This window comes from Kitasatospora sp. NPDC056327, from assembly GCF_042261735.1.
Classification (GTDB): Bacteria; Actinomycetota; Actinomycetes; order Streptomycetales; family Streptomycetaceae; genus Kitasatospora.
The window spans coordinates 1-8,784 of the sequence record NZ_JBHJRC010000333.1 but is presented as its reverse complement, the minus strand read 5'-3'; the positions used below and the strand labels follow the sequence as shown (position 1 = coordinate 8,784).

Below are 8,784 nucleotides of genomic sequence, written 5' to 3'. Positions count from 1 at the left end.
CGGGCCGCGGACCCCGCTATCACGCTCGCGGTGTCCGCGGCGGCCATCAGCGCGTGGCCGGAGAGCGCGCCGCCCTCCCGGGCGAGCCGGTCGGACCAGGGCAGGCGCAGCACGGCGTGGCGCTCGCCGGTGTCGGTCACGGACAGGCCGAGCGCCTGAACCCAGGGGGCGAAGCTGTCGGCCAGGATCCTGTCCGCCTCGGCGGTGGTGAGGGTCATCCCGTCATTGTGGCGGCCGGGGTGCGCGGTGTCAGCGGGCCGGGGCGGCGGCGGAGCGCGGCGGACGGCTCGCCCGGATCACCGCACGCCGGCGCGAGCCGATGGGTGCGCGCCGACCGCCCGGGCCCGTCAGCTCTCTCACGCCCCTGAGCCTCACGCCCCTGAGCCTCACGCCTCCGAGCGGCCCGCCCCCGAGCCGCCCCCACCCTCGTCGTCCCGGCCCCCGTCCACGCCACGGCCCCCGCCCCGCCGCTCGTCCCCCTCCCCGCCGCCTTCGCCGCGCAGCGCCCGCAGCATCAGCTCGGCCAGGTGCAGCGCCCGCCGCCCGCCCCCCAGCTGGGCGATCTGCGTGCGGCAGCTGAACCCGTCCGCGAGGATCACCGTGTCCGGCCCGGCGGCCCGGACCTCCGGGAGCAGCACCCGCTCCGCGATCGCCACCGACACCTCGTAGTGCCCGCGCTCGAAGCCGAAGTTGCCCGCCAGGCCGCAGCACCCCGAGTCCAGCACCCGGTTGTCGACGCCCATCCGCCGCTCCACCCGCCGGTCCGCCGCGCTGCCGAGCACCGCGTGCTGGTGGCAGTGGGTCTGGGTGACCGCCCGCACCGGCAGTTGCGGCAGCGGCGCGTCCGGTGCGTACTCGTCGACGAACTCGGCGAAGGTGCGGGTCCGTTCGGCCAGCGGTCGCCCTTCGGCGCCGAGCAGGCGCGGCGCCTCCTCGCGCAGCGTCGCGGTGCAGCTCGGGTCCAGCCCGACGACCGGGGTGCCGGCCGGCAGGCCGGTGGCGGCGAGCGCGGCCAGGCTGCGGCGCATCGCCCGCCGGGCGCCGGGGAGCTGGCCGGTGGAGTACCAGGTCAGGCCGCAGCAGACCGGGCCGGCGGGCAGCCGGACGTCGAAGCCCAGGTGCTCCAGCACCTCGACCGCGGCGCGCAGCACCTCCGGCTGCAGGTGGTTGGCGAAGGTGTCCGGCCACAGCAGCACGGGCGGCGCGCCCGCCGGGGCCGGGTGCCGGCCGCGGCGGCGCCGGTACCAGCGGGTGAAGGTCTCCGGCGGCAGGGCGGGCAGCTCCCGGCGCTGGTCGATCCCGCCGAGCCGTTTGAGCAGCGCGGCGGCGGGCGAGCGGGCGAGGGTGTTGGCGGGGCCGGGGGCCAGTGCGGCGCCCCGCAGCCACAGCGGCAGCCGGCCCATCGCGTAGTGCGCTGCGGGCCGCGGCCGGTGCCGGTAGTGCTGGTGGAGGAACTCGCTGCGGTAGGTGGCCATGTCGACGTGGACCGGGCAGTCGCTCGCGCAGCCCTTGCAGCCGAGACAGAGGTCGAGCGCCTCGCGGACCTCGGCGGAGCGCCAGCCGTCCGGGATCGCCGTCCCGGCCGGGTCGCCGGGGGATGCCCCCGCCCCGCGCAGCATCTCGGCGAGCAGCCGGGCCCGGCCGCGGGTGGAGTGCCGTTCCTCGCCGGTGACCATGTAGCTGGGGCACATCACCCCGGTGGTGGGGTCGACGCACTTGGCGACGCCGACGCAGCGGCGGACGGCCTTGGCGAGGCTGCCGCCGTCCTGCTCGTACGGCAGGGCGAGGGGCAGTTCGCGCACCGGGCCGGTGAACCGCAGGTCGGCGTCGACCGGCCGCGGGTCGACCAGGGTGCCCGGGTTCAGGATCCGCTCCGGGTCCCAGATCCGTTTGAACTCCCGGAACAGGCCGAGGATCCCGGGCGGGTACATGCGGGCGAGCAGTTCGCCGCGGGCCTGCCCGTCGCCGTGCTCGCCGGAGAGCGAGCCGCCGTGGGAGACGACCAGGTCGGCCGCCTGTTCCAGGAACTCCCGGAAGAGCGGCGCCCCGTGGGGCTCGGCGAGCGGGAAGTCGATCCGCAGGTGGACGCAGCCCTCGCCGAAGTGTCCGTACGGGACGCCGCGCAGGCCGTGCCGGCGCAGCAGTGCGCGCAGGTCCCGCAGGTAGTCGCCGAGCCGTTCCGGCGGGACGGCGGAGTCCTCCCAGCCGGGCCACGCCTCGCCTCCGCCGGGCAGCCGGGTGACGGTTCCGGCGCCCGCCTCGCGCACGCCCCACAGCTGCCGCTGTTCGGCGGGGTCGGTCACCACGGCGGTGGTCGCGGTGCGTTCGCGCCGCACCCGGTCGGCGAGTCGGCGGGCCGCGTCGAGCGCCTCGGCGGGGGTCGCGCCGCCGGTCTCCAGGAACAGCCAGCAGGCGCCGTCGGGGAGCCGGTCGAGGGCGGGTGGGCGGGGCGCCGCGGCGAGCAGTGCGGCGAGGAGGTCGGCGGCCATGCCCTCGACGGTGAGCGGGCCGAGCGGCAGCAGCGCGGGGACGGCGTCGGCGGCGGCCGTCTCGTCCGGGTAGCCGGCGATCACCAGGGCGCGCGCGGGCGGGTCCTCGACCAGCCGGACGGTGGCGCCGAGGAGCAGCGCGCAGGTGCCCTCGGTGCCGGTGAGCGCGCGGGCGAGGTGGTGGCCGTGTTCGGGCAGCAGCGCGTCCAGCGGGTAGCCGGAGACCCGGCGCGCCAGTGCGGGCATGCCCCGGCGGATGGTGGCCAGGTTCCGGTCGGTGAACTCCTGGAGCCGGTGGTGGAGCCGGCCGGCGGGCCCGGGCAGGGCGGCCAGGGCGGCGCGTTCGGCCGGGCCGAGCGGGCCGCCGGCGGTCAGTTCGGTGCCGTCGGCGAGCAGCACGTCCAGCGATTCGACGTTGTCGGCGGTCCGGCCCCACGCCACCGAGTGCGCGCCGCAGGAGTCGTTGCCGATCATGCCGCCGAGGGTGCAGCGGCTGTGGGTCGACGGGTCCGGCCCGAACCGGAGCCCGAACGGGCGGGCGGCGCGCTGCAGGTCGTCCAGGACGGTGCCGGGCTGGACCCGTGCGGTGCGGCGGTCGGGGTCGACGTCGAGGACGGCGCCGAGGTGGCGGCGGAAGTCCAGGACCACGGCGCCGGGGCCGACGGCCTGTCCGCCGATGCTCGTGCCGGCGCCGCGCGCCACGACCGGGACCCCGTGGTGGCGGCAGAGCGCGAGCGCGGTGCGGACGTCGTCCGGGTCGGCGGGTTTGACGACGCCGAGCGGCAGGTGCCGGTAGTTGGAGGCGTCGTGGCTGTAGACGGTGCGTTCGGCGGCGCCGAAGCGGACCTCGCCGCGCAGCGCGGCGGCCAGGTCGCGGGCGAGTCCGGCGCCGGGGGCGGTGCGCCCGGCGCGTCCGGGGGCGGGGTCGTGGCGGCTCACGGGCGGGTCCTCCCGGGCGGTGACGGGCGACGGGGGCCGGCGACGGGCGGCCGGCGGGGTGCGTGTGCGGCTGGGCCGATCATCGCAGCCGGGCCCGGCGGGCGGTACCGGGAGGCAGCGGCCGGTGCCCGGGAAGGCCGCGGCCGGGCGCCCCGGGGCCGCCGGCGCTGTCGCTCCCCACGGCCGCATCGCCGCCGCCCCGGCCGCCGGCGGTGGTACGGCGCACCGCTGAGGCCGCCGTCGCGCCGTCCGGTCCCCGGGGCCGACCGGACGACCGGACGACCGGCCGACCGGCCGACGGGCCGACCGGAGGAGGGCCGCCGCGCTACCGGCGGCGGGCCGCGCCGGTCAGGGCGCCGGCCGCGATGTGGGAGAGCTTGGCCACCTCGAACGCGGGGTAGGCGCCCCCGGCCAGCAGGGAGAACTTGACGCCCTCGCGCCCGGCGGGGCGCCGGTGGCCGGGCGGCTGGAAACGGCGGTAGTGCTCGGCCGCCCGGTGGAAGAACTGCGGGCGCTCGGCGCGGGCCACGCAGCCCGCGAGGTCGAAGACGAAGAGGTAGTGCCTGACCATCCGGGTGAACAGCGCGTCCCGGGCGGCGTCCGGCGCGTCCAGCTCCGCCAGCAGCTCGAAGGTCCGCTCGTACTGCTCGAAGAGGTCGAAACTGCTGCTCCCCGGCGAGCCGGTCGGGTGGACGGTCTCGCGGCGGCGCAGCTGCACGAGGTCCCGCGGCAGCACGGCGATCCGCCGGGCCGTCAGCACGGCCCGGTGCACCGGGGGGATCTCCTCGTACCGGCCGGCGGGGAAGGCCAGGCCCTGGTCCCGCCAGTGCGCGCGGGCGACCAGGCGGTCCCAGACCAGCGCGGGCGCACCCAGCAGCTCCGGGCGGTCCTGCGGGCCGAACACCTCCGGTCCGGCCGCGGCGAGCAGCGCCTCGGCGCCGCCGGGCCACTCCCGGCCGCCGTGGTGGCGGGTGTGGCCGAACAGCAGCAGGTCGACGGGCCCGGTGACGGCGAGCCGGTCGGCGAGGGAGCTCAGGGCGTCGCGGGCGAGCAGGTGGTCGGCGTCCAGGAAGAGCAGGTAGTCGCCGCCGGCCCGGGCGGCGCCGGCGTCGCGGCTCACGCCGACGCCCACCGCCGCGTCCAGGTGGAGGGCGCAGACCTGGGGGTGGCGGGCGGCGTAGCGGTCGGCGAGCTGGGCCGGGCTCCCGGGGGAGCGGTCGACGACGACCACCACCTCGAAGTCGCGGAAGGACTGGGCGAGCAGTGAGTCGAGGCAGTCCGCCAGCTGTTTCTGCTGGTCATAGGCGGGGATCACGACGCTGAACAGGGGTGAGGGCATGACGCCGGAGCGTAGGAGCGGCTGCGAACCGTGGCAAAGCTCTGACGGTCCGTAATAACGAGCAATTCCCATCAAATCGTACGGACGTGCGCCATATCTTCACCGACTGCTCCGGGCGCGTCCACGTCAGGGCCCGGCCCCCGCACCGCCCGTGGCGCGGGCCCGCAGGCCGGCCGCCCCGTCCCACGGCCCGCCCCCGTCCCACGGCCCGCCGCCCCGACGGGCGGCCGGCCCGGACGGCGGGCAGGCTGGAGGCGCCGCCCGCGGCGGCACCGGGGCGCGACACGGACGGAGGCGGGCATGGACCAGCGGACACGGCCACCCCGGGCCGGCGAACTCACCGCCTTCCTGGCCCGGCTGACCGGTGTCCTGCTCCGCAACAGCGGCGAGGGCGTCGGCGAGCTGGAACCGGCCGTCGAGGACGCCGCCCGGGCGCTCGGCGGCTCGGCACGCCTCCTGGTCGTGCCGGACGGAGCGGTCCTCACCGTCACCGCCGGCGGCGAGAGCGCCACGGTGACGGTCCGGGCGTTCCCGGAGGTGTTCCGCCTCGACCAGCTCGCCGCCGTCCGGCCGCTCCTCGCCGACATCACCGCCGGCCGTCTCGCCCTGCCCGCCGCGGCCGGCCGGCTCGCCGCGATCGACGGCTCTCCGCCGCCGTACCCCTGGTGGGCCAAGGCGATCGGGATCGTGCTGTTCTCGATCGGCTTCGCCCCGCTGATGCAGCCGACCTGGTGGGAGGTGGGCTCGACCGCCGTCCTCGGCACGGTGAGCGCGGCCCTCGCGGTGGCGGCCGGGCGCCGGCCCCGGCTGAACGCCGTGCTGCCGCTGGTGGCGGCCGTCCTGGTGTCCGTGGTCGCGCTGCTGGTGTTCGCCCGCACCCCGGCGCACGGCGGGCCGGTGCTGATCATGCTGCCGGCACTGTTCTTCTTCGTCCCCGGCGACTACCTGAGTGCCGCCGCCGCCGAACTCGCCGCCGGCCACCTCACCCCGGGCGCGGTGCGGCTGGTCTACGCGGTGTTCCTGCTGGTCCAGCTCTACGTCGGGGTGCTGATCGGACTCGCCGTCACCGGCCGCGACCGGCACGCGCTGTTCGACGTCGCCGCCGCGCAGGACCTTCCCCGCTGGGCGCTGTTCACCGCCTGGATCGTCTTCACGGCGGGCACCGTGCTGGCCTTCGCCGTCCCCGCGCGGTTCGGACCGGTGTTGCTGCTCCTCGTCTACCTGACGGTCGGGGTGCTCACCCTCGCCACCTGGCTGGTCGGCGAGGTGGCCGGGACCTTCGTCGCCTCCGTCGTGCTCAGCGCCGCCGCGACCCGGATCGCCACCCGCCCGGCTGCCCCGCCCCGGCTGCTGCTCCTGCTGCCCGGGTTCTTCACCCTGACCGTCGGCTCGCTCGGCATGCGCGGCCTCACCGACCTGGCCGGCGGCCACCCCATCGCCGGCTTCCGCGACCTGATGGAGCTGGTCACCCTGGTGACGGCGATCGCGGTGGGCCTGCCGGCGGGCCAGGTGGCGGCGGCCGTCCGCCGGGGGCCGGCGGGGGCCGGCGGGGGCCGGCGGGGGCTGACGGGGGCGGCTCTCAGCAGGACCGTGCCGTGGCCGCGCGGCCCGGATCCGGGGCGGGGACCAGCGCACGGAGGTACCAGTCGAGCCGCTCGCCGGTCGGCTCCGTCACCCGCCCGGAGTACCTGAATCCGGCCCGCCGGGCCACCGCCGCCGAGGCGAGGTTCTCCGGATCCACCCGGATCACGCCCTCGCTCGCGCCCTCCTGCGCCGCGTACCGGCACACCAGGTGCACGGCCCGGGTGGCCAGGCCCCGCCCGCGCCACGCCGGGTAGAGCCCGTACGCGATGTTGACCTGTCCCGGGGTCAGGCGCGGCATGGCGAACCGCAGGTCGATGGTGCCCGCCAGGACCGGTTCCGGCCCGGTCCGGATCCCGAACACCCGGGCCGGTCCCCGGTAGACCCAGTGCGCGGTGCACCGCCGCACGTACTCCTCGGTGTCCGCCCGGGTGCTCGGCCCGCCGTTCAGCCAGCGCACCAGCAGCTCGTCCTCGCCCGCCAGGTGCGCGTCGATGTCCTGCGCCCCGAACGGCGTGAGCGTGACGACGCCGTCGGAGAGCCTCACCTGATCCATGCGCCCCACTCTCGCGCCCCGACCCTGCCGGGACCACCAGGATTTCGGCCACCTCGCGCCCGCCCTCCCGCAGGGCGGTCCGGGCGGCGGCCGCTGTCGGGGACGGTCCGGGGGCGCGGCCGAGCCGGCACGTCGACGCCCCGGCGGCGGGGGCGTCGTGCGGGTGTCGGTCGCGCGGGGACGTCGACGCCCCGGCGGCGGTGCGCGCGGTGGCCGGGACTCGGTCCTGCGGGCCCCGGCGGGAGCGCGGTGACGGACCGGCTCGTGGCCGGCCCGTCGGCCGGGCGCCGTGCGGGCGGAGTCCGGCCGGAGTCCGGCCGGAGTCCGGGTGTCGGTCGCGCGGGGCGGGATCGGCTCACGGACGTCCGGGCGCGGTGCCCACGGCGCGGCCCGGCCGTCCGAGCCGTGTCGCCCGGGCCGCGCCGTGGGCGGTCGGCGTGGCGCCGTTGCGGGCCGTGTCGGGAGCGATGCCGGTCGGGGGAGCTGCCGGGTGGTCGTCCCCGGCGTGACGCGCGAGGGCGTTGTACGCGACCTGCGCCGTACCAGGGCGCTCGGAGGCGGTCGGGGCAGTTCGACGGCGGGCGCCGTGGTCGCGGGCCGGCTCGCCCGGTCCGCGCGGGACGCCCCGGGCCCGCAGGCGGGGGCCTGCGGGCCCGGGGGAGGGAGGGCCGGCTCAGTACCAGTGGTGCGACTGCCAGAACGCCCAGGCGCCGCACGGGCTGCCGTAGCGGGAGTTCATGTAGGTCAGGCCCCACTTGATCTGGGTGGCCGGGTTGGTGCGCCAGTCGGCGCCGGCCGAGGCCATCTTGGTGCCGGGCAGGGCCTGGACCAGGCCGTAGGCGCCGGAGGAGGCGTTGGTCGCGGTGACGTTCCAGCTGCTCTCGCGGGCCACGATGTTGTTGAAGCACTGGAGCTGGCCGGCCGGGACGATCTGGGCGGCGATCTCGCGCGGGCTGCCGGAGTACACCGGCTTGCTGTTCAGGGCGGAGCGCTCCTGGGAGCGGGAGGCGGCGGCCTCGGCGTCGGCCCGGGCCTTCGCGTCCGCCTGCGCCTTCGCCTCGGCCTCCGCCTGTGCCTGGGCGGCGGCAGCGGCGGCGGCCTGCGCCTGTGCGGCGGCGTCCGCCTCGGCCTGCGCCTGTGCGGCGGCAGCGGCGGCGTCGGCATCCGCCTGCGCCTGCGCCTGCGCCGCGGCGCCCTGCGCGTCCGCCGAGAGGTCGCCGACGGTTCCGGCCACCGCGGCGACGGGGGTCTCGGCGACGGCGGTCCCGCTGTCCGGGATCGCGAGGGCGGCGGTGGCCGCGCCTGCCACCACCACGGTGGCGATGCCGGTGATCAGCGAGTTTCGGCGGGAATGGCTGAGCTGCATGGAGCGGACGATCCTTTTCCGTCGGGGTGCCGTCAGGGGCCTCGGTGGCCGTCGGGCGTGCCGGCCCCGGGCGGGGCGGCGGCGCGGGCGCCGGGCATCACGCGGGGCCCGCTCGGGGGAGCGGCGCGCGGTGGCGTACGGGACGGCCGTGCCGGATGCCCCGGCGCAGGTGGCGGGGCGGAGGGGACGCGCGGCGGGGGACCGGCCGCGCTGCCTGGCGACGGGCCATTCTTGGCAGAGCCCGGCACGGGCGGCAAAGGCGCCGGCTACGACGGCCGATAGTGGCCGGAGCGGGCCGGAACGGCGAAGCGCCCGACCTTGGGTGGGCGCTTCATGGTGATTTGTCCGTTTGGTGAATCGATGGGCGGACCGGGCGGGTCGTCGGCGAACGAAGGGCCGAACCGGTCGGCCGCCTGCGTTCCTCCGCCCGCCTGTCCGTGGCCCGCCCCGGCCGCCCCCCCCCGGTGGGGGGGGGGCGGGGGGGGCGCGGCGGGGCCCCCCGCCCGCCCCCGGG

At 78.0% G+C, this 8,784-nt stretch carries 6 protein-coding genes; 1 reads left to right on the top strand and 5 read right to left on the bottom strand.

The features are described 5' to 3' along the window. The 3 genes from ACFCX4_RS31635 to ACFCX4_RS31625 form a co-directional block, all read right to left on the bottom strand. Nucleotides 1–218: PaaI family thioesterase (locus tag ACFCX4_RS31635; protein WP_376150050.1), on the bottom strand; the 218-nt coding region annotated here is incomplete at its 3' end. A 168-nt stretch (nt 219–386) separates the two neighbouring features. Further along, the gene (locus ACFCX4_RS31630; protein WP_376150047.1) at nt 387–3,428 is read right to left on the bottom strand and encodes an FAD-binding and (Fe-S)-binding domain-containing protein; all 3,042 of its coding nucleotides are present in this window, start codon (nt 3,426–3,428) and stop codon (nt 387–389) included. A gap of 325 nt (nt 3,429–3,753) precedes the next feature. Beyond that, nucleotides 3,754–4,767, bottom strand: a complete 1,014-nt coding sequence (locus ACFCX4_RS31625) for a glycosyltransferase family 2 protein (RefSeq protein ID WP_376150045.1) — start codon at nt 4,765–4,767, stop codon at nt 3,754–3,756. Between the two features lie 300 nt (nt 4,768–5,067). On the opposite strand from ACFCX4_RS31625, the gene ACFCX4_RS31620 reads away from it, so the two are divergent. Next, nucleotides 5,068–6,459: a threonine/serine exporter family protein gene (locus ACFCX4_RS31620; protein ID WP_376150042.1), complete on the top strand. Its 1,392-nt coding sequence runs from the start codon at nt 5,068–5,070 to the stop codon at nt 6,457–6,459. Here ACFCX4_RS31620 and ACFCX4_RS31615 read toward each other — a convergent pair. Both ACFCX4_RS31615 and ACFCX4_RS31610 read right to left on the bottom strand, forming a co-directional pair. Beyond that, nucleotides 6,347–6,904 (bottom strand): GNAT family N-acetyltransferase, encoded by a 558-nt coding sequence (locus ACFCX4_RS31615; RefSeq protein ID WP_376150039.1) that lies wholly within the window; start codon nt 6,902–6,904, stop codon nt 6,347–6,349. The genes ACFCX4_RS31620 and ACFCX4_RS31615 overlap by 113 nt on opposite strands. Before the next feature lie 673 nt (nt 6,905–7,577). Beyond that, a complete protein-coding gene (locus ACFCX4_RS31610) occupies nt 7,578–8,270 on the bottom strand; it encodes a transglycosylase SLT domain-containing protein (protein ID WP_376150036.1) in 693 nt (230 codons plus the stop codon). Nucleotides 8,271–8,784: the final 514 nt, after the last annotated feature.